The organism is Aeromonas sp. RU39B, from assembly GCF_900156095.1.
Lineage (GTDB): Bacteria > Pseudomonadota > Gammaproteobacteria > Enterobacterales > Aeromonadaceae > Aeromonas.
The window spans coordinates 431,061-448,423 of the sequence record NZ_FTMJ01000002.1 but is presented as its reverse complement, the minus strand read 5'-3'; the positions used below and the strand labels follow the sequence as shown (position 1 = coordinate 448,423).

Genomic DNA, 17,363 nt, shown 5'->3' with positions numbered 1-17,363 from the left:
TTTTCTCGTATTTACGTTGGATTGTCACTGAGATCACTGGCGATTGACGCGAAAAGGAGCAGTCAGCTGCTGGCCGTCTTCCAACACAATGGTTAATTGCCAGATCATAGCCGGCTCGCTGCAGGCCCCCACCATGGCGCTGGCCACCCACGCGTCCCCCTGTCTGGAAAACGAGAGCGGGATGCGCCCCATAAACATCGAACGCCCCTCCAGCCACGCGTGTTTGGGAGCCATGGAGGGGTGGCCACGAAGGGTCAGCGTAAAGGGGGTTTCAGGCACAATGGGACGCAAAGAACTGCTCACCAGCAGTTCATCAGGTGGCGGCAACCGACAATCCGCGCTGGAAAGATCGCACTCACCGCCGGCCAATATCCGATTGGTCTGGGCAGGCACACTAGAGCCAGCACTCAAGGTGCGCCACAGCACCAGTCCCAGCAGGATAAACAGCACCAGCAACAGCTGGAACACTCTGACATTGGTCAACTTTCCTTGCATAACACTCCCGAATCGACAGCAACCGGCCACCAGCATGTGGCAGGGCTCAAAGATATCACTGTTTGTACTGTTATTTTACGAGGGGCTTAATTATCATCCAGATGAGTTTTCATTTGAGTTGCTTTTGCGCAGCGAACCGTTAACAACTCGCCAAAACAAAACGCTCGAATGGGGCTGTTAGTAACAGGCTGTGCATGGCCGCAAGGCCCACATCGACAACAACAGCATCGGAAGCGAATAGAACAATGAGCCACTCTACACCCCACCCTGAGTACAACTACACCGTTGTGCGTCAGTTCACCGTGATGACTATCGTCTGGGGAATTGTCGGCATGTCGGTAGGTGTACTGATCGCGGCCCAGTTGATCTGGCCTGCGCTCAACTTCGACACGCCCTGGCTGACATACAGCCGTCTGCGCCCCCTGCACACCAATGCGGTGATCTTTGCCTTTGGTGTCAGCGCCCTGATGGCCACCTCATTTTATGTGGTTCAGCGCACCTGCCAAACCCGGCTGTTTGCCGGCGGGTTGGCCACCTTTGTCTTCTGGGGTTGGCAGGCCATTATTGTCTCTGCCGCCATCACCCTGCCCCTCGGCATGACTGGAGGTAAAGAGTACGCCGAGCTGGAGTGGCCGATTGATATCGCCATCGCGATTGTCTGGGTGGCGTACGCCATCGTATTCTTTGGCACCCTGATGAAACGCACCACCTCCCATATCTATGTGGCGAACTGGTTTTTTGGCGCCTTTATCATCACGGTGGCCGTGCTGCATATTATCAACAGCCTGTCCGTCCCGCTGACCCTGTTCAAATCCTACTCCCTCTACTCAGGTGCCATGGATGCCATGGTGCAGTGGTGGTATGGCCACAATGCGGTGGGCTTTTTGCTCACGGCGGGCTTTCTGGGAATGATGTACTATTTCGTGCCCAAGCAAGCCGGACGACCGGTCTACTCCTACCGCCTTTCCATCGTGCACTTCTGGGCGCTGATCTCCCTCTATATCTGGGCCGGTCCGCACCACTTGCACTACACCGCGCTGCCTGACTGGGCCCAATCGCTCGGTATGGTGATGTCACTGATCCTGTTTGTGCCCTCCTGGGGCGGCATGATCAACGGCATCATGACCCTCTCGGGGGCCTGGCACAAACTGCGCTATGACCCGATCCTGCGCTTTTTGATTGTTTCGCTCTCCTTCTACGGCATGTCGACCTTTGAAGGGCCGATGATGTCAATCAAGACCGTCAACGCCCTCTCCCACTACACCGACTGGACTGTGGGTCACGTCCACTCCGGTGCACTGGGCTGGGTTGCCATGGTCTCTATCGGTTCTGTGTACCACCTCATCCCCAACCTGTTCGGGCAGGGACGCATGTACAGTGTCAGCCTGATCAACACCCACTTCTGGCTGGCCACGGTCGGTACCGTGCTCTACATCGTCTCGATGTGGATCTCGGGTGTCATGCAGGGGCTGATGTGGCGCGCGGTCAACGATGACGGCACCCTGACCTACAGCTTCGTCGAAGCGCTGCAGGCCTCTTACCCCTTCTACTTTGTCCGCTTCCTGGGAGGCTGCTTCTTTGTGACCGGTATGCTGCTGATGGCCTATAACGCCTATCGCACCATTACGGCGCCAAAAGGCTCCCTTGAACCCATTGCCCAGCCGGCCTGATTGAAGAGGGATAGCCATGAGCCACAACCGTCATGAAATCTTCGAAAAGAACGTTCCGCTGCTGGCGATCGCCATCGTGTTTGCCATCAGCCTGGGCGGACTGGTCGAAATCACCCCACTGTTTTTCCAAAAGCAGACCACCGAGCCTGTCGATGGTCTTAAACCCTACACGGCGCTGCAGATGGAAGGGCGCGATATCTACATTCGGGAAGGGTGCAGCGTCTGTCACAGCCAGATGATCCGCCCGTTCCGTGCCGAAACCGAGCGCTACGGCCACTATTCGGTGGCGGGTGAGAGCATTTGGGAACACCCCTTCTTGTGGGGCTCCAAGCGCACCGGTCCGGACTTGGCCCGTGTGGGCGGTCGTTACTCCGACGACTGGCACCGCGCCCACTTGACCGACCCGCGCTCGGTGGTGCCCGAGTCCAACATGCCCGCCTTCCCCTGGCTGGCCAAAACCGATATCGACGGCAGCATGACCGGCAAGAAATTGGCCCTGTTTCGCGACCACTTTGGTGTGCCTTACACCGATGCTGATATCGCCGGAGCGCGGGACGCGGTCAAAGGCAAAACCGAGCTCGATGCACTGGTTGCCTACCTGCAATCGATCGGCACAGCGCTCAAGTAAGGAGCAGAGAACATGGACTACGGTACCTTTCGCGGACTCTATACCCTGTTTCTGCTCATCATCATGATCGCCATCGTGGTGTGGGCGTTTAGCAAGCGTCGCAAGGCCAGCTTCGATGAAGCAGCGAATCTTATCTTCGCTGACGAGGAGCACAGTGCCGACAACAAGAACGCAGGAGCGAAGCGATAATGAGCACTCTGTTTAGCATTTTCGTCACGGTCATCACCCTCGGAACCATACTGGGCTGCTTTGCCCTGCTCTGGTGGTGCATCAAGGACAAGATGGGCGTCGAGGAAGGCAAGCCCATGGGCCACGCCTTCGACGGTATCGAAGAGATCAACAACCCACTGCCCAAGTGGTGGAGCTATCTCTTCTTCATCATGATTCTGGTTGGCCTCATCTATCTGGCCGCCTACCCGGGGCTCGGTAACTGGAAGGGGCTGCTGGGCTGGCAAAGCTCGAATCAGGACGTGCGCTCATTGGCCGAGTCCAAAGCCGCCATTGATGCGGCCAAGGGCCAAGGGCTGATGGTGCAATATGACCGTGAGCACGCCAAGGCCGATGCCCTGTTTGGGGCGCGCTTTAAAGAGCTGACCTACCAATCTGATGGCACGAGCTACAAGGCCATCGAGCAGATCGCCAAGGATCCGGAGGCACTGAAAGTGGGGCAACGTCTGTTCTTGCAAAACTGCGCCCAGTGCCACGGTTCGGATGCGCGCGGCGGCAAAGGCTTTCCCAACCTGACCGATGAAGAGTGGCAATGGGGTGGCAAGCCCGATCAGATCAAGACTACCATCATGGGCGGCCGCAAGGCTGCCATGCCGGCCTGGGGTGAGACCCTCGGCAAAGACGGTGTACGCGAAGTCACTGCCCATGTGCTGAGCCTTTCGGGACGCACCGTTGATCCGGTGCTGGCGCGCAAGGGGGCGGCTCGCTTTGCCGTGTGTGCCGCCTGCCACGGACCGGAAGGTAAGGGTGGCGAGGCGTTTGGCGCCCCCAATTTGACCAACACCACCTGGCTATATGGCGGCTCACGCCAAACGGTTGAAGAGACCATCACCCACGGTCGCAACGGTGTCATGCCCGCTTGGCAAGAGGTGCTTGGAGAGGACAAGGTTCACCTGCTCGCCGCCTATGTCTACAGCCTCTCCCATTAGGTAAAAAGCGTGACAGCAGCGTGACTTATCGGCAAAAAGCCTCGGACTCACCGGGGCTTTTTGTTATCTTGGTCAATGTCCGGTTACAGCCCGTTAACCCCAGCTTCACGGTAGTCGTATCATGTCGCAACCCTGGTATCGCCAATTCTGGCCCTGGTTTCTGATAGCGCTTCCCCTGTGCGCCGTGCTGGCTAGCGTCTATACCGCCGTCATCGCCAGCCGTGGCGGTGTCAATCTGGTGGCCGAGGATTACTACAAACAGGGCAAAGAGATTAATCAGGATCTGAGCAAATTTCACCGCGCCGCCAAACTTGGCCTCACCTTCGCCTTGCAAAGCAGCGGCAACACGCTGCTGGTGCAAAAGCGCAGCGGCGACACCACCGATAATCAGGCTATTCATCTCTCGCTGTATCACCCCACCCTGCCCGGCCGGGACAGCGATCATCTGCTTACCGCCGATGCCCGCGGTGTCTATCGCCTCACCTTGGATGCCCCGCTTAACGGTAAATGGCAGGTGCGTATCGATGCGTTTAATCACGAGTGGCGAGTGCAAGAAACCGTGCACTTTCCACTGGCGCAGGAAACCGTGCTTGACCCGGCAGGGCGCTGAGTATGGCGCGCTGTTTTCACTGCGCTGAGCCGGTGAATGACCATCACTACGGGCTCGAGATCAAGGGGATTGAGCAGTGGTTTTGCTGCCCGGGGTGCAAGGCGGTGGCCGAGACGATTCTCGGCTGTGGCCTTGCCAGTTATTACGAACACCGCACCGCCCCCGGCGCTCGTGGTGAACTGATCCCGGTCGAGCTGGCCGCCATGGCTCACTACGATTTGACCGAGGTTCAGCAGGATTTTGTGACCGACAGCGGTCGCGAGCGCGAAACCCAGCTCTCGGTCGAAGGCATCACCTGCGCGGCCTGCGCCTGGCTCATCGAGCGCCACCTCTTCTCCCTACCCGGCGTGCGCTATATCAACGTCAACACCACCACCCACCGAGCCAGAGTTCGCTGGGATCCCGAACGCATTGCATTGAGCGAGCTGCTCAAAGGGTTTGCCGAGGTTGGCTATCGCGCCTATCCGTTCCAGGCTCAAGAGCAGGAAGCGCGCTACGCCCGCGAGGTCAAACAGTACCTGTATCGCATGGGGCTGGCGGGGCTGGCCTCCATGCAGGTGATGATGTGCGCCATTGCGCTCTATATGGATCTGCTGGTGAGCGTGGAAGAGGAGTTTCTGATCTACTTCAAGTGGATAAGCCTGCTGCTCTCAACCCCGGTGATGATCTATTCGGCGCAGCCGTTTTACGTTAATGCCTGGCGAGGTCTTAAACAGCGACATCTGTCGATGGACTTGTCGGTGTCACTGGCACTGATCTCGGCCTTTTTAGCGTCGGCCTGGGCCACGGTGTTTAACACCGGCGAGGTCTATTACGACTCCATCACCATGTTTGTCTTCTTCTTGCTGCTGGGCAGGCTGTTAGAGCTGCGTGCCCGGCGCAAAGCCTCGGAATCAGGCTCCAATCTGGCGCGCCAAGTGCCACTGCTGGCCACCCGCCTCAATGCCGCTGGCGATGAGGAGCTGGTGGTGGCCAAGCAGTTGCAGGCAGGCGATCGTATCCGGGTGCTCGCTGGCGCCACCCTGCCCGCAGACGGCGTTATTTGTGAAGGACAAGCGACCCTCAACGAGGCCATGCTGACCGGCGAGCATCTGCCGGTTTTGCGCCAATGCGGCGAACTGGTCTATGCCGGCACCATCACCACCGACAGCCCGCTACTCATTGATGTCACGGCGCCCCTTGACTCATCGCGCATCGCCCGCATCGTCCAGTTGCAAGACAGCGCCCTTGCCGACAAACCCACGCTGGCCGTGCTGGCCGATATCCTGTCGCGCTACTTTATCGCCGCGCTGCTGGTAATTGCCGCGCTGGTATGGGGCTTTTGGCATCTGCATGACCCAGCGCGCGCCTTTTGGGTCACCTTGTCGGTGCTGGTGGCCACCTGCCCCTGCGCCTTGGCGCTGGCAACCCCCACTGCGCTCACCTCTGCAACGGCGCGATTGACTCGAAGCGGCGTGCTGCTGCGCCGCGGTCACGTGCTCGATGTGTTGCCGGATGTGGATCGCATCGTGCTCGATAAAACCGGCACCCTGACCACAGGTGCAATCCGATTGGTGCGCACCTGCGCGCTGACGCCTCGTCCCCTTGATGAGCTCACCACCCTGGCAGCGACCTTGGAAGCGCGCAGCGAACATCCAATTGCCCGCGCGTTTCATGGCCTGCCCACCTACCCGGACATAGAGGATTACCAGCTGGTGGTGGGCGCCGGCGTGACGGCCACGCTCGCCGGGCATCGCTACCAACTGGGCAGCGCGCGCTGGCTTGGTGTGCATGATGATGGGGCGAGTGAACTCACCATTTGGCTTGCAGAAGATGGCCTGCCCATCGCCCGCTTTGTGCTGGAAGATAGCTTGCGCGCAGAAGCGGCCTCACTGGTGCACACCCTGCAGGCCGCCCACGTCTCGGTCACCCTGCTCACCGGAGACAGCTCGGCGCAAGCGGCGCTGGTTGCCAAGCAGCTGGGGGTGGATGAGCTGGTGCAAGGCGCCAGCCCGGATGACAAGCTGGCCTACCTGAAAGCTCGCCAAAAAGCCGGGGAGATCACCCTGATGCTCGGCGATGGCGTCAACGATGCGCCGGTGCTGGCTGGCGCCCATGTCTCGTTTGCCATGGCAGGCGGCACCGATCTGGCCAAAAACAGTGCCGATGCCATTTTGCTTGGGGATGATCTGCACCGCCTACTCGAAGCCAGGCGCATCGCTCGCCTTACCCGTCACCTGATCCGGCAGAATTTTGCCTGGTCACTGGGGTACAATCTGTTGGTGTTACCACTGGCGGCCTGCGGCTGGTTGCCCCCTTATCTGGCGGCAGCCGGCATGTCACTGAGCTCGCTGGTGGTGGTGTTCAACTCCATGAGGCTGGGCAGATTATGAACATTGTGTTTGTGCTCATCCCGATCGCCATTTTATTTGTGATGATCGCCGTGGGTGTCTTCTTCTGGGCCATTCGCGCCGATCAGTTTGAAGATCTGGACCGGCAAGGCTCCAGCATCCTGTTTGATGAAGAGATGCCCCCCACCACGGTGAAACGCGAGCCGCAGGATGACCCCCGTCAACCTTGATCTGTTTGGCGCACTCTTGATGGGGCTCGCTGGCAGCAGCCACTGCTTTGCCATGTGCGGCGGCGTGTCGGCGGCCCTGTCGATGGCCATCGCCCCGCACCAGCAAAGGCTTGGCCAGCGCTTTGCCTATCTCCTTTGCTACAACCTCGGCCGGATCGTGAGCTATATGCTGGCCGGCGCCTTGGTCGGTGGCGTGCTCGCCTCCATGGTCTCACTGTCCGCAAGCCGCCACGCGATGCTCTGGCTGCAACTGCTGGCGGGTCTGATGATGCTGGCGATTGCCCTCTACCTGGCGGGTTGGTGGCACGGTGTGCTGGTGATTGAGCGCCTCGGTGCGCGGCTGTGGCCCTATATCAAACCGCTGGCGGGCCGCTGTCTGCCCCTGCGCTCTCCCCTAGCGGCGCTGCCGTTTGGCATGGTCTGGGGCTGGCTTCCCTGCGGGTTGGTCTACTCGATGCTCACCTGGAGCGCTGCGTCAGGGAGCGCCGCAGGCGGCGCGCTGATTATGCTCTGCTTTGGTATCGGGACGCTGCCAACCCTGTTTGCCCTCGGCGGACTGGCAGACCGCCTGCGTTACTGGCTGACGCTAAAAAGTTTACGGCTCGGATCGGCTCTGCTGCTGATGTTGCTGGCATTGCATACTCTGTGGCGAACGCTGGGAGCACTTTGAGACTCTATCCAACAAACAGGAGTTAATGATAAACTCTTTGACATAAATCAATTTCTCTCGAAGCGCCTATGATCCCGGAAAAGAAAGTTGGTAGACGCGTTCAGAGTGGCGGTTGCGCTATCCATTGCCAGGACTGCAGTATCAGCCAACTCTGTATCCCCTTTACCCTCAATGAGAATGAGCTAGATCAGCTCGATAGCATTATCGAGCGTAAAAAGCCCATCCAGAAGGGTGAGGAGCTGTTTAAGGCCGGTGACGAACTCAAGTCGCTCTACGCCATTCGTTCCGGGACTATCAAGTCCTACACCATCACCGAGCAAGGTGACGAGCAGATTACCGCCTTCCATCTGGCGGGCGATCTGGTCGGTTTCGATGCGATTCACCGCCAGAGCCACCCCTCGTTTGCCCAGGCACTGGAAACCTCGATGGTGTGTGAGATCCCGTTCGATATCCTTGATGAGCTGTCGGGCAAGATGCCCAAGCTGCGCCAGCAACTGATGCGCCTGATGAGTAACGAGATCATGGGCGATCAGGAGATGATCCTGCTGCTGTCGAAGAAAAACGCCGAAGAGCGGCTGGCTGCGTTCCTCTATAACCTCTCGGTGCGTTTCTCCGAGCGAGGCTTCTCGCCCCGTGAATTCCGCCTCTCCATGACCCGTGGCGACATCGGTAACTATCTGGGCCTCACCGTAGAAACCATCAGCCGACTGCTTGGCCGCTTTCAAAAGACCGGCCTGATTGGTGTGAAAGGCAAATACATCTCCATCCTTGACCAACAGGCACTGTCTGAAATGGCCGGTAACGCCAAGACCGAGTCCTGCTGATCTCCTGCTGCCGGATCTCCCCCCAAAAGGTGATCCGGCGCTCGCAACGCCCCCTCCCATTGTTATAACCTTGTGTCTGACCGGGCCTGTTTCGGTCCTGTTTGCATTGGGAGGCAATCATGGACAAGTACCGCAATATCCTGGTGGTTGTTAATCCGGAAGAAGAGCGTCAGGTGGCGCTTGAGCGCGCGGTCAAGGTCGCAGCTCTCGAGCAGGATGCCAAACTGACACTGCTGTTGCCCATCTACGATTTTTCTTACGAAATGACCTCCATGCTCTCCTCCGACGAGCGTAAGGAGATGCAGGAAGGCGTGATCGGCCAGCGTCGCGAGTGGCTCGACACCATCGTCGCGCCCTATCGCGAGCACCGCCCTGTCGATGTGAAGGTGGTCTGGCACAGCCGACCGTTCGAGTGCATTTTGCAAGAAGTGCTGGCCCATGAATATGATCTGGTGGTCAAGGGCACCCATCATCACAGTTTCCTGCAAACCTTCATCTTTACCCCTACCGACTGGCACCTGCTGCGTAAATGTCCCTGCCCCATTTTGCTGGTCAAAGAGAGCGAGTGGGTCCGTGGTGGACATATCGTGGCGGCCATCAACTGCACCAGCGATGACGAAGAGCAACAAAAGCTCAATGACCGCATCACTGCTGAGGGCATCGAAGTGGCCGAGTTGCTCGGCGCCGATCTCTATCTGGTCAACAGCTACCCCTCGACACCGGTCAATGTGGCTATCGAGTTGCCGGAGTTCGATCCCAAGGCCTATAACGATGCAATTTTGGAGCATCACCAAATGCTGATGAAACAGCATGCAGGGCGCTTTGGGATTGGCGAGGCCTGGACCCGGGTGGAAGAGGGATTACCTGAAGAGGTACTGCCCGAGATTGCCCGCAATCTCAATGCCAGCCTGATGATCATGGGCTGTGTCGGGCGCACCGGTCTGTCTGCCGCCTTGCTCGGTAACACCGCCGAGCAGGTGATTGACCAGCTCCATTGTGACCTGCTTATCTTGAAGCCCGACGGCTATGTCTGCCCCATGCAGACCCGCCACAAGGCGTAACTTGCCCTGACCCGGGACACGGCTATAATACCCGCCTGTTTTTGTCCCGGGTCGTTCGTCATGCAAGAAGAGCTCAACGCCAAAGAGAAGTACAACTTTAACAAGCTGCAAAAGCGCCTGCGTCGCAACGTGGGCCAAGCGATTGCCGACTTCAACATGATTGAAGAGGGCGATCGGGTCATGGTGTGCCTCTCGGGTGGCAAGGACAGCTTTGGCATGCTCGACATTCTGATGAACCTGCAGCAAAGCGCGCCGGTCCATTTCGAGTTAGTCGCGGTCAACCTCGACCAGAAGCAGCCCGGTTTCCCCGAGCATGTGCTGCCTGAATACTTGGGCTCTCTGGGTATCGAGTACAAGATTGTGCAGGAAGATACCTACTCCATCGTCAAAGAGAAGATCCCCGAGGGTAAGACCACCTGCTCGCTCTGCTCGCGCCTGCGCCGTGGCATTCTCTATCGCACCGCCCAGGAGCTTAACTGCAACAAGATTGCCCTTGGCCATCACCGTGACGACATCCTCGAGACCCTGTTTCTCAACATGTTCTACGGTGGCAAGCTCAAGTCCATGCCGCCCAAGCTGGTCAGTGACGATGGCAAGAACGTGGTGATCCGCCCACTGGCTTACTGCAAGGAAAAAGATCTGGTGCGTTATGCCGAGATCAAGGCGTTCCCGATCATCCCGTGCAACCTGTGTGGCTCGCAGGAAAACCTGCAACGCCAGGCCATCAAGCAGATGATGCAGGAGTGGGATCGCCGCTTCCCCGGCCGTCTCGAGACTATGTTTACCGCCATTCAGGACGTGGTGCCGAGCCACCTGCTCGATCACTCCCTGTTTGATTTCAAGAGCATCAACCGCGACTCCGGCATCATCGATGGCGGTGACAAGGCCTTCGATCCGCCCGAGCTGCCCACCTCGGCGCTGCTTGATATCGACAGCATGGAGCGACTCGATATCGTCGAGATCCGCTAAAACGACCAAGGCCGCACTGATGCGGCCTTGTTGTTTTATGGGCTGTCTATAGGACTATTTCTTGCCGAGCCCGTATTCGCGCAGCTTGTTGGCAATCGCGGTGTGTGACACCCCAAGGCGCTTGGCAAGCTGGCGGGTGGAGGGATAAGCCGGATAGAGCCGCTCCAGCAGGCGCCGCTCAAAGCGTTTGGTCGCCTCTTCCAAATCCCCTTCAAACCACTCATCGATCACCGGCAGCGGCTCATTTTCAATGGGCAAATCGATATGCTCGGGGCCGAGCTCATCACCATCGAGCAGGGTCATGGCGCGATAGAGGCAATTGCGCAGTTGCCGCACGTTACCCGGCCAGCGATAAGCCTGCAGAAAGTCCGCCAGATGGCGGTTAAACCGCGGCCGGCTGCGCTGCTGCTCGGTGGCAAAGCGAGCCACAAAGTAATGCGCCAGCGGCACGATATCCGCTTTGCGTTCACGCAGCGGCGGCAGATTCAGGGTCAGCACGTCGAGCCGATAGTAGAGATCTTCACGAAACCTGCCCTGTCCCACCAGCTCCAGCAGGTTCTTCTGGGTGGTGCAGATAAAGCGCACATTAACCTGCACCTCCTTCTCGTCGCCCACCCGGCGAAACACGCCGTCTTGCAACACGCGCAAGAACTTGGTCTGTAGATGCGGCGACATGTCACCAATCTCATCGAGCATCAAGGTGCCGCCGCTGGCGAGCTCCAGCACGCCGCGCTTGCCATCGGTGTTGTTACCAAAGGCGCCGGGGGCATAGCCAAACAGCTCGCTCTCGGCCACGTTGTCGGGCATCGCCGCGCAGTTGAGCGCCATAAAAGGGCGACTTGAGCGCAGGCTGGCGCCATGACAAGCGCGGGCCAGCAACTCTTTGCCGGTACCGGTTTCCCCCATGATCAAAAGCGGAGCATCCTGCATGGCGAGTTTGGCCGCTTCGGTCAGCACTTGCTGCATGCGCGGGCTGTGGGACTGAATGTGTTCAAAGCCGCCAATTTCGTCCGCATGCAGCGCATTAAAGTGCATCCCGATGCGGCGCGCCGATTTGAGCACCACTACGGCGCCAGCCAATGTCTGATCTTCGGCCACAAACAGCGGGATAAGATCAGCAAGATACTCCTCACCACCCAGGGCCAGCTTGCAGGTCTGAGGGCGCGGCTCGGCCGATTCGAGCCAACGGGTAAACGCAAACCCCTTGATATAGTGGCCAAGCGCCCCGCCCCTGAGCTCTTCGAGCGTCGTAGACAGTGCTGACTGAGCGGCCTGATTGGCCTGGGTAATACGACCGCGGGCATCGAGAGAGAAGATGAGATCAGGCAGTGCCCGCAGCAGCGCCTCTATTTCATGATGCTCGCGCTCGGAGGGCATGTAGGGAATGGTCTTCACATCATGCACCCCGGGAATACGGCGAATTTCCGGCATCAGGTGCTGGAAATCGGAGAAGGCCAACTCGGGAAAGTTGAGATAAATAATACCGCTGGTGTCGATTTCGATGCCGCGCAGATCTATCTGCCGCTCCACCAACCGATCCAGCAGCTCCCGGGTCAGCCCCAGGCGGTCTTCACAGGTCACTTCAAGACGCATGCAAGGGTTAATCCTACCGACATGTCAATAATGGCGGATGATACAGACTGCCCCCGTCAGGCGCGAGTGCCCACGCCGAAAAATGTGTCTTTACCGGCATTTAGCGAGCATTTGCGCCTTCTCTGGTGATTGCGTGAGCCGCAACGATTAACGGCTCTCCTGATCGCGCCCCCCAAGCACAGAGGTCACCTTATCAAGCAGCCCGGCGCGAAAACTCGATAACTTGGGCCGTTCTTCACGCTGCCAGGGAATGGGGCGGCAACTCTCCATCACCTTCAGACCGAGTCGCGCGGTCAACAGCCCAGCGCCAATGCCCTGGGCGGCGCGCGCCGAGATACGGGCAGCCAGATCGGCGCCCAGCACATCCAGCCCCACGTCGGTCACCAGCTCGGTCGCGCCAGCATAGACGATGTTACGAAACACCTGACGCAGCAATCGAATGCGGCTCCAATAGCCCAGCTCAATGCCATACACGCCGGCAATATCATCAATCATGCGCAGGTTGCGCCACAAGATCAGCGCCATATCCACCACCGCGAGCGGACTGATTGCCACCATCACGGCCGCTTCAGCTGACCACTTGATCACCCGGCGCTGCGCTGCCAGATCACAGCCTGCCAGCACCTGCTGACTATACAGCGTCAGTAGCTCGCGATCGTTATGGCTGCGCTCTTGCAGCTGACAAAACGTGCGGTAAGCCTCGCTGTGAAGCACATCACTATCCCGTGCAATCTCTTCACACAACGCGCCGGCCTGACCAATCCCCTCTCGCGCCAGCAGTGTCTGCGCCTGTTCACGACGACGCTCGCGCCGGCGCAGGCGACGAAGACGCACTGCTTCACGCACCACTTGCTGGCCAACACCGAGCAGCAATAGCGCCGAGCCAACCATCCAGGCCCCGCCCCACAGCGGCGAATCGAGCCAGGATTGCCAGACAAAGCGGCCCCACTCGCCCAGCCCCAACAGGGCAACCGCGCCGCCGCCCAAGGTTAACAGCCTATGATGGCGAGCTCGTTTAGGTGCGCTGGCAATCGGCTCAATGAGATCGTCGGCCAAGGGCTCAAAGCTGGCTTCATCGAGCAGCGCCGGGCCACGCGGCCGGGCGGCTGGCTCCTCGACCTGCAGGGTATCGAGCACAATACGTCCCTGTGGGCGCAGCTCGGCCACCCGCGACGACGGATGAAGAGGGTCAGACGATGAGTCCGGCATCGGTTTATCCTTACTCACAGCGGTTACTCAAGTTTGTCACCGAGCAGATATTGCAGCGCGGCATCGAGTCGAATGTGCGGCAGCGCCTCGTGCGCGGGCATCACCAAGGGGCGAAATGCCTGAAAATCAAAGCTGCCTTGCTGCCACCAACGCTCGGATGGCGGCGAAGAGGGCACTTCACCAGGAAACAGCAGTTGTGGCTGACCATCCAGCGTCGTTCCGCGCAGCGCCGGGAACGTTTGGCCATCATGGCGCCCCTGACCCACTTCCGTGGCCCGCACCGAAGCGAGCGCCATACATTCGGTCTCGATGCCGGCAAAACGGGCTTGTCCACGTCCTTGCCCCACTAAGGATTGCAACAAGGAAACCATGGCCGGATGCTGCTCGGGCGTCACATGATCTGCTTTACTGGCCACCAGCAACAGCTTGTCGATGCGCGGCGCAAACAGCCGTTGCCACCAGCCACTTTTGCCATAGCGAAAACTTTCCATAATGCGCGCCAACGCCAGCTGCATATCGCTAAAACTCTCCGGCCCTTCATTGAGCGGTTGCAGGCAATCAACCAGCACGATCTGCCGGTCAAAACCGGCAAAATGCTGCTGGTAAAACCCGCGCACCAGATGCTGCTTGTAGTGCTCGAAGCGCTCACGCAGCGCACTGTAGAGCGACCCGGCGGCGCACTCGCCAGCGGGCGCTGCCCAGACCCAGGGCACAAATTGCAGCATGGGGGCGCCGGCATATTCGCCCGGCAGCACAAAGCGTCCGGGCTGAACAAGATGCAGGCCAAGGCGCGCTTTGCACTGATGCAGCCACTCGGTATAGGCCGCCGCCACGGCGACCACGCGCGACTCATCAAGGGGGTCACTGGCCTGCCAGCGCTGCGAAAGCCAGGGCTCGGCCAATTCACGCAGCGCCGGGCGCTCGAGCTGGCGGCGCACCTGCTCGCTCCACGCTTCAAAGCTTTGCGAAAGCAGCGGCAAGTCCAGCAGCCACTCCCCGGGGTAATCGACAATATCGAGAAACAGGGTCTGATGATCGCCAAGCTGGCGGCGAAGCAGATGCCGGCTGCGATAGCGTAGCTCAAGGCGGATCTCGGCCACGCCACGGGTCGCCGCTGGCCAGCGTGGCGCCGGGCCATGCAGCGCCGCTAACGCCGGCTCATAGGCAAAGGTGGGAATGTGGTGGTTTATCTGCGCCACCCGGCGCGCGCCGAGCAGCCGACCTTGGCGCACCACATCCCATTGCGGCAACCGGGCATCGCTTGCCGCATGCTCCAGCTGATTAACCAGCGAGGTGATAAAGGCGGTTTTGCCCGCCCGTGACAAACCGGTGACGGCCAGACGAACGTGTCGGTCCAATCCGCGCTGGACCAGCTCGCCGGCCTTATCCTGCCACTGGCGCAGTTGCTGCTCGATGCTCATCAGAGGTGACGAAACTCCCGTTTAAGGTGAAATTCCCGCGAAGTTACCAGCTTTTCCATGGCCTGCAGCCGTGGCTCGAGGCTATCGAGCTCGGCGCTGACACGGGCCAGCGCCTGATGACTGGTCATGCCCGCCTGCCAGCTGCGCGATTTGATATGCAACTCGCTATCATCAACCGTGCTCGGACGCTTGTCGAGCAGCAGCCAGGCCGCCAGATAGGCAGTAACGGTGATAAAACCGGCGAAGATCAGCCCACTCACGGCCAGCAAGCGCATGATCCAGAGCTCGACGCCAAAATAGTCGGCGAGGCCCGCGCAGACACCGGCAATTTTGCCGCGTCGGCTATCACGATAGAGTCCACGACGCTCACGAATCATGATCGACTCCTCCAACCGGGCACCTCACTATCGAGGATTGATTCGAGGGTCGTGACGCGCTCCTGCATCTTTTCACTGCGCTCAAGCAGCGCTTGGAGCTGACTGCGCTCCCCTTCGGCCAACCCGTCGCCCATTCGGCTCTTGGCGCGGTAGTGCAGGATCAGCCACAGCGGCGCCACCACCACCATAAACACAATCATGGGAACCATCATTACGCCCAGCACATTACTCATCGCTTACTCCCCTTGCTTGTCGGTCGTGCTCATCCGGCTGCGCAGCGCTTCGAGCTCGCGGCTGATCTCGTCATCGGCTTCGAGCTCGGCAAACTGGGCCTTGAGCGAGCGGTCCGTCGAGACATCGGCGCGCGCCTCCATCTCGTCAATACGCCGCTCCATGCGCTCAAACTTCTCGCGAGCGGCCGCACCGGCGCCGCGAGCCAGACTCTCTTGCACCTGAATGCGGCTGCTGGCGGCATCGCTACGCAGCTGCATGGCTTTTTGCCGGGCACGGGCGTCATCGAGCTTGGCCTGTAGCTGAGCAATCTCCTCGCCAAGCTTGGCCACGGCCGCATCGGCCGCCGCCCGCTCGCGCTCAAGCGAGGTCACCAGCTCCTGCTGCTTGCTCTTTTCAATCAGCGCGGCGCGGGCCAGATCGTCACGCCCCTTGGTGATGGCAAGCTCCGCCTTGCCCTGCCAGCTGGCCACCTCATCCACATGACGCTGGCACTGACGCTCGAGATCTTTCTGGTTGGCCAGATAACGCGCCAGGTTGGAGCGCTCCCTGACCAGCTCATCTTCCATCTCCTGAATGATGAGACGCACCATTTTTTGCGGATCTTCCGCCTTGTCGAGCAAGGCCGAGAGATTGGAATTGATGATATCGGCAAGCCTTGAAAAAATGCCCATGATGAACTCCTTACATAGCGCGGGACGGATACAGCGTGCAACACGCACTGGCTACACGGCCAAGGTTATCGCAAACGGCGTGCCAATCCGGCCAGGAGCGTTAATGCCTTGATTTACCTAGCCTAACACTCCAAGATGAGAGGAGACAAATGCACCCATGTGGTCTTTATCGCCACATGTTGGCCAAATTTACCAAGGAGTTTGCATGCAACCGGTTCAGGAGAGCCTGCTGGGCGAATCCAACGCCTTTCTCGAAGTGATCGAGCAGGCGTCACGGTTGGCCCCCTTGCGCAAACCTGTGCTGATCATCGGTGAGCGCGGAACCGGCAAGGAGCTGATTGCCCACCGATTGCACTATCTCTCCACCCGCTGGGACCAGCCGTTTGTCACCCTCAACTGCGCGACCTTAAGCGAGACGCTGCTGGAAACCGAGTTGTTTGGCCATGAGGCCGGCGCCTTTACCGGGGCAGCGAAACGCCACAGCGGCCGTTTTGAGCGCGCTGATGGTGGCAGTTTGTTTCTCGACGAGCTGGCCACCTGCTCCCCACGCGTGCAAGAGAAGCTGCTGCGGGTGATAGAGTATGGCGAGTTCGAGCGGGTGGGCGGTGCCAAGCCCATTCGTGTTGACGTACGCCTTATCTGTGCCACCCACGAAGATCTGCCACAACTGGCCGATGATGGAAAATTTCGTTACGACCTGCTGGATCGGCTGGCCTTCGATGTAATAACCTTGCCGCCCTTGCGTGAACGCGCAGCCGATATCCTGCTGCTGGCCGAGCATTTTGCCCATGCCATGACCCGCGAACTGGCGCGGCCACTGTTTGCCGGTTTCACCGAGCGGGCACAACGGGCCATGCTGGAGTATCATTGGCCGGGCAACGTGCGCGAATTAAAAAACGTGGTCGAGCGCAGTCTCTATCGCCTCGACACCGCCGAGCAACCTCTCGATCGCATCATTATTGATCCGTTCGAGTCGCCGTGGCGAAAGCGTCCGGCTCTGCCTGCCGAGGCGCGCCAGGGTGAGCCGCCCAGCTTGCCGCTGGATCTGCGCAGCCAGGTTGAAGCGCTCGAGACCACCTTGCTGCGTCAGGCGCTGGCCCAGGCCCAGTTTAACCAGCGCAAGGCCGCCGAACTGCTCGGGCTGAGTTACCATCAGTTTCGTGGCATGCTACGCAAATATCGACTGCAGGAAGGCGATGACGCCTGATGCCCAA

The 17,363-nt window shown here is 59.4% G+C and carries 19 protein-coding genes; 12 read left to right on the top strand and 7 right to left on the bottom strand.

The window, feature by feature from the left end:
- Window positions 1-33 precede the first annotated feature (33 nt).
- Window positions 34-495: a hypothetical protein gene (locus tag BW958_RS04785; RefSeq protein WP_076574585.1), complete on the bottom strand. Its 462-nt coding sequence runs from the start codon at window positions 493-495 to the stop codon at window positions 34-36.
- Window positions 496-740: 245 nt separating this feature from the next.
- On the opposite strand from BW958_RS04785, the gene ccoN reads away from it, so the two are divergent.
- The 11 genes from ccoN (at window position 741) to ttcA (ending at window position 10,644) form a co-directional block, all read left to right on the top strand.
- The gene (ccoN, locus tag BW958_RS04780) at window positions 741-2,165 is read left to right on the top strand and encodes a cytochrome-c oxidase, cbb3-type subunit I (RefSeq protein WP_076574584.1); all 1,425 of its coding nucleotides are present in this window, start codon (window positions 741-743) and stop codon (window positions 2,163-2,165) included.
- A gap of 16 nt (window positions 2,166-2,181) precedes the next feature.
- The gene (ccoO, locus tag BW958_RS04775; RefSeq protein WP_076574583.1) at window positions 2,182-2,793 is read left to right on the top strand and encodes a cytochrome-c oxidase, cbb3-type subunit II; all 612 of its coding nucleotides are present in this window, start codon (window positions 2,182-2,184) and stop codon (window positions 2,791-2,793) included.
- Between the two features lie 12 nt (window positions 2,794-2,805).
- On the top strand, window positions 2,806-2,982 hold the full coding sequence (locus BW958_RS04770; RefSeq protein ID WP_076574582.1) for a cbb3-type cytochrome oxidase subunit 3: 177 nt from the start codon (window positions 2,806-2,808) through the stop codon (window positions 2,980-2,982).
- Window positions 2,982-3,950: a cytochrome-c oxidase, cbb3-type subunit III gene (ccoP, locus tag BW958_RS04765; RefSeq protein ID WP_076574581.1), complete on the top strand. Its 969-nt coding sequence runs from the start codon at window positions 2,982-2,984 to the stop codon at window positions 3,948-3,950. The genes BW958_RS04770 and ccoP overlap by 1 nt, the downstream gene beginning before the upstream one ends.
- Before the next feature lie 121 nt (window positions 3,951-4,071).
- Entirely contained in the window at window positions 4,072-4,560 is a 489-nt protein-coding gene (locus tag BW958_RS04760; protein WP_076574580.1) for a FixH family protein, read from the top strand.
- 2 nt (window positions 4,561-4,562) lie between these two features.
- Window positions 4,563-6,932 (top strand): heavy metal translocating P-type ATPase, encoded by a 2,370-nt coding sequence (locus BW958_RS04755; protein ID WP_076574579.1) that lies wholly within the window; start codon window positions 4,563-4,565, stop codon window positions 6,930-6,932.
- Window positions 6,929-7,120, top strand: coding sequence for a cbb3-type cytochrome oxidase assembly protein CcoS (ccoS, locus tag BW958_RS04750; RefSeq protein ID WP_076574578.1), 192 nt, complete (start codon window positions 6,929-6,931; stop codon window positions 7,118-7,120). Before BW958_RS04755 ends, ccoS begins: the two co-directional genes overlap by 4 nt.
- Window positions 7,101-7,790 (top strand): sulfite exporter TauE/SafE family protein, encoded by a 690-nt coding sequence (locus BW958_RS04745; RefSeq protein ID WP_076574577.1) that lies wholly within the window; start codon window positions 7,101-7,103, stop codon window positions 7,788-7,790. The genes ccoS and BW958_RS04745 overlap by 20 nt, the downstream gene beginning before the upstream one ends.
- A 68-nt stretch (window positions 7,791-7,858) precedes the next feature.
- Entirely contained in the window at window positions 7,859-8,614 is a 756-nt protein-coding gene (locus tag BW958_RS04740) for a fumarate/nitrate reduction transcriptional regulator Fnr (protein WP_076574576.1), read from the top strand.
- A 119-nt stretch (window positions 8,615-8,733) separates the two neighbouring features.
- Complete coding sequence (gene uspE / locus BW958_RS04735; RefSeq protein ID WP_076574575.1) at window positions 8,734-9,675, top strand: universal stress protein UspE; 942 nt, start codon at window positions 8,734-8,736, stop codon at window positions 9,673-9,675.
- Between the two features lie 60 nt (window positions 9,676-9,735).
- A complete protein-coding gene (gene ttcA, locus BW958_RS04730; RefSeq protein ID WP_076574574.1) occupies window positions 9,736-10,644 on the top strand; it encodes a tRNA 2-thiocytidine(32) synthetase TtcA in 909 nt (302 codons plus the stop codon).
- Window positions 10,645-10,698: 54 nt separating this feature from the next.
- Here ttcA and tyrR read toward each other — a convergent pair whose 3' ends face one another.
- From tyrR to pspA, 6 genes are all read right to left on the bottom strand, one after another.
- Window positions 10,699-12,237 carry a transcriptional regulator TyrR gene (tyrR, locus tag BW958_RS04725; protein ID WP_076574573.1) on the bottom strand — a complete coding sequence of 513 codons (1,539 nt, stop codon included), beginning with the start codon at window positions 12,235-12,237 and terminating at the stop codon, window positions 10,699-10,701.
- Window positions 12,238-12,384: 147 nt separating this feature from the next.
- Window positions 12,385-13,446 carry a YcjF family protein gene (locus tag BW958_RS04720; protein ID WP_076574572.1) on the bottom strand — a complete coding sequence of 354 codons (1,062 nt, stop codon included), beginning with the start codon at window positions 13,444-13,446 and terminating at the stop codon, window positions 12,385-12,387.
- A 23-nt stretch (window positions 13,447-13,469) separates the two neighbouring features.
- Window positions 13,470-14,867, bottom strand: a complete 1,398-nt coding sequence (locus BW958_RS04715; RefSeq protein WP_076574571.1) for a YcjX family GTP-binding protein — start codon at window positions 14,865-14,867, stop codon at window positions 13,470-13,472.
- The gene (gene pspC, locus BW958_RS04710) at window positions 14,867-15,244 is read right to left on the bottom strand and encodes an envelope stress response membrane protein PspC (RefSeq protein ID WP_076574570.1); all 378 of its coding nucleotides are present in this window, start codon (window positions 15,242-15,244) and stop codon (window positions 14,867-14,869) included. Before pspC ends, BW958_RS04715 begins: the two co-directional genes overlap by 1 nt.
- Entirely contained in the window at window positions 15,241-15,477 is a 237-nt protein-coding gene (gene pspB, locus BW958_RS04705; protein WP_076574569.1) for an envelope stress response membrane protein PspB, read from the bottom strand. Before pspB ends, pspC begins: the two co-directional genes overlap by 4 nt.
- Before the next feature lie 3 nt (window positions 15,478-15,480).
- Window positions 15,481-16,149 carry a phage shock protein PspA gene (gene pspA, locus BW958_RS04700; protein WP_076574568.1) on the bottom strand — a complete coding sequence of 223 codons (669 nt, stop codon included), beginning with the start codon at window positions 16,147-16,149 and terminating at the stop codon, window positions 15,481-15,483.
- A 205-nt stretch (window positions 16,150-16,354) separates the two neighbouring features.
- Here pspA and pspF point away from each other — a divergent pair, with 205 nt between their 5' ends.
- Window positions 16,355-17,356, top strand: coding sequence for a phage shock protein operon transcriptional activator (gene pspF, locus BW958_RS04695; RefSeq protein WP_076574567.1), 1,002 nt, complete (start codon window positions 16,355-16,357; stop codon window positions 17,354-17,356).
- The last annotated feature ends 7 nt before the right edge of the window (window positions 17,357-17,363 follow it).

Excerpts from the sequence above, each read along its gene's own strand:
- BW958_RS04720 (WP_076574572.1), bottom strand. The coding sequence starts at position 13,446 with ATGCCGGACTCATCGTCTGACCCTCTTCATCCGTCGTCGCGGGTGGCC.
- uspE (WP_076574575.1), top strand. The coding sequence starts at position 8,734 with ATGGACAAGTACCGCAATATCCTGGTGGTTGTTAATCCGGAAGAAGAG.
- ccoO (WP_076574583.1), top strand. The coding sequence starts at position 2,182 with ATGAGCCACAACCGTCATGAAATCTTCGAAAAGAACGTTCCGCTGCTG.
- BW958_RS04770 (WP_076574582.1), top strand. The coding sequence starts at position 2,806 with ATGGACTACGGTACCTTTCGCGGACTCTATACCCTGTTTCTGCTCATC.
- tyrR (WP_076574573.1), bottom strand. The coding sequence starts at position 12,237 with ATGCGTCTTGAAGTGACCTGTGAAGACCGCCTGGGGCTGACCCGGGAG.
- BW958_RS04760 (WP_076574580.1), top strand. The coding sequence starts at position 4,072 with ATGTCGCAACCCTGGTATCGCCAATTCTGGCCCTGGTTTCTGATAGCG.
- ccoS (WP_076574578.1), top strand. The coding sequence starts at position 6,929 with ATGAACATTGTGTTTGTGCTCATCCCGATCGCCATTTTATTTGTGATG.
- BW958_RS04715 (WP_076574571.1), bottom strand. The coding sequence starts at position 14,867 with ATGAGCATCGAGCAGCAACTGCGCCAGTGGCAGGATAAGGCCGGCGAG.
- BW958_RS04740 (WP_076574576.1), top strand. The coding sequence starts at position 7,859 with ATGATCCCGGAAAAGAAAGTTGGTAGACGCGTTCAGAGTGGCGGTTGC.
- pspC (WP_076574570.1), bottom strand. The coding sequence starts at position 15,244 with ATGATTCGTGAGCGTCGTGGACTCTATCGTGATAGCCGACGCGGCAAA.
- pspF (WP_076574567.1), top strand. The coding sequence starts at position 16,355 with ATGCAACCGGTTCAGGAGAGCCTGCTGGGCGAATCCAACGCCTTTCTC.
- ttcA (WP_076574574.1), top strand. The coding sequence starts at position 9,736 with ATGCAAGAAGAGCTCAACGCCAAAGAGAAGTACAACTTTAACAAGCTG.
- ccoN (WP_076574584.1), top strand. The coding sequence starts at position 741 with ATGAGCCACTCTACACCCCACCCTGAGTACAACTACACCGTTGTGCGT.
- BW958_RS04785 (WP_076574585.1), bottom strand. The coding sequence starts at position 495 with ATGCAAGGAAAGTTGACCAATGTCAGAGTGTTCCAGCTGTTGCTGGTG.
- ccoP (WP_076574581.1), top strand. The coding sequence starts at position 2,982 with ATGAGCACTCTGTTTAGCATTTTCGTCACGGTCATCACCCTCGGAACC.
- pspB (WP_076574569.1), bottom strand. The coding sequence starts at position 15,477 with ATGAGTAATGTGCTGGGCGTAATGATGGTTCCCATGATTGTGTTTATG.
- BW958_RS04755 (WP_076574579.1), top strand. The coding sequence starts at position 4,563 with ATGGCGCGCTGTTTTCACTGCGCTGAGCCGGTGAATGACCATCACTAC.
- BW958_RS04745 (WP_076574577.1), top strand. The coding sequence starts at position 7,101 with ATGACCCCCGTCAACCTTGATCTGTTTGGCGCACTCTTGATGGGGCTC.
- pspA (WP_076574568.1), bottom strand. The coding sequence starts at position 16,149 with ATGGGCATTTTTTCAAGGCTTGCCGATATCATCAATTCCAATCTCTCG.